At 52.1% G+C, this 1,227-nt stretch carries 2 protein-coding genes; both read right to left on the reverse strand.

Going from position 1 to position 1,227, the window contains the following annotated elements; genetic code table 11:
* Positions 1-84: 84 nt before the first annotated feature.
* Entirely contained in the window at positions 85-741 is a 657-nt protein-coding gene (locus BQ17_RS14360) for a LamG-like jellyroll fold domain-containing protein (protein ID WP_141699293.1), read from the reverse strand.
* 258 nt (positions 742-999) lie between these two features.
* Complete coding sequence (locus BQ17_RS24275) at positions 1,000-1,125, reverse strand: integrase core domain-containing protein (RefSeq protein ID WP_369406479.1); 126 nt, start codon at positions 1,123-1,125, stop codon at positions 1,000-1,002.
* Positions 1,126-1,227 lie beyond the last annotated feature (102 nt).

The following is a 1,227-nucleotide window of genomic DNA, read 5'->3' on the forward strand; positions in this document are numbered from 1 at the left end:
AAACCTGCATCATAAAACACCTCTCCAGACGCTCAAACAGTGGTACTCACAGCAACCCCATCTCTTCAAAAAAATTCCGCGTAATCATCCGGGACCCGACAACTCGACCGTCCCGGCATAGTGCACCCAGGTTTTCAGCGGCAAGGCATCCGGGTCTTTCACGTCATGGGTGCTGTTGTCGTCGCAGTGTATCTTCAGTTGCACCTTGTTATCGGTATCGACCCCGAGCTCGATGGCCTGGTCGTCCTGACCGACAATCAGTTGCGCCTGGCTCTGCGCGCTCTCCAACCACACCCAGGCGGAGACGATGCGGCCACCATCGGTATCGACGGCGAAGGGGGGCAGTTCGAGGGTACCGGTACGCAGGTAATCCGCGCTGCCCCCAAAGCATATCCCACGCCGCTTTTTGGCCTTGAGGTCCACGGCCTCGCCGGGTTGATAGCCCAGGTCGATGGTGAAAGCATCATTGACCTCATCCACGGCCTTGACCGGATAGAGCCCGTCATATTCTCGGGTGCCGGTCACCTGCACCTCGTCACCGATCTTGAGCTGGTGGCTGGAACAGGTGACCTTCAGCAGCTTATCGCCGGCCTTTTGGTAACCCACCACCATGTTGTCGAAGGTTAACTCGGTCTCTTTTTTCGGCACCACTTCCCAGAAACCGGCCTCGCTATTGCTGAAGGTGGCGGCGATCTCAAAGCTCTTGGTGCCGTCTTTTTCCTCAATGAGGCGTAACTTCAAGAACAGTTGATTGATCGTGGGGCGGCTGACACCACTCAGCTCGGCGATTTTTGAGGTGGACCCCAACCGTTGGACAGTTAGAAACCAAAAATAAGTTAAGAACGGAGAACGGTTCTTGAGAATCTTATTTCAGATGAATCTGAATAGATGATCACCCTGTCAGTCAAGCTGTATTTTCAATCAGCATAGACAAAGAATAAGTACTCATGTGACACCATAATGCGCCTTTCCATTGCATGTCAGCATTTGATCACGCGTTTAGATTACCCCCTGTTCAGTACGAACATGAACGTGTGCTGGTGTGAGCCCGTCTAATGCGCTGTGTGGGCGTTCGTGATTATAAAAATGGAAGTACTGCTTTAACCCCTGGTAAAGTTCTAACACTGGTACGCTCAACAGCCCCGATTGTTCACTCAACCACTATGCACTAAAGTGCATAGGTTGCCCCCTGGACTGAAAGTCCTAAATCATTCCAGGATAATGTTT

Origin of the sequence: Candidatus Thiosymbion oneisti (assembly GCF_900092655.1) — a bacterium.
Taxonomy (GTDB): Bacteria; Pseudomonadota; Gammaproteobacteria; order Chromatiales; family Chromatiaceae; genus Thiosymbion; species Thiosymbion oneisti.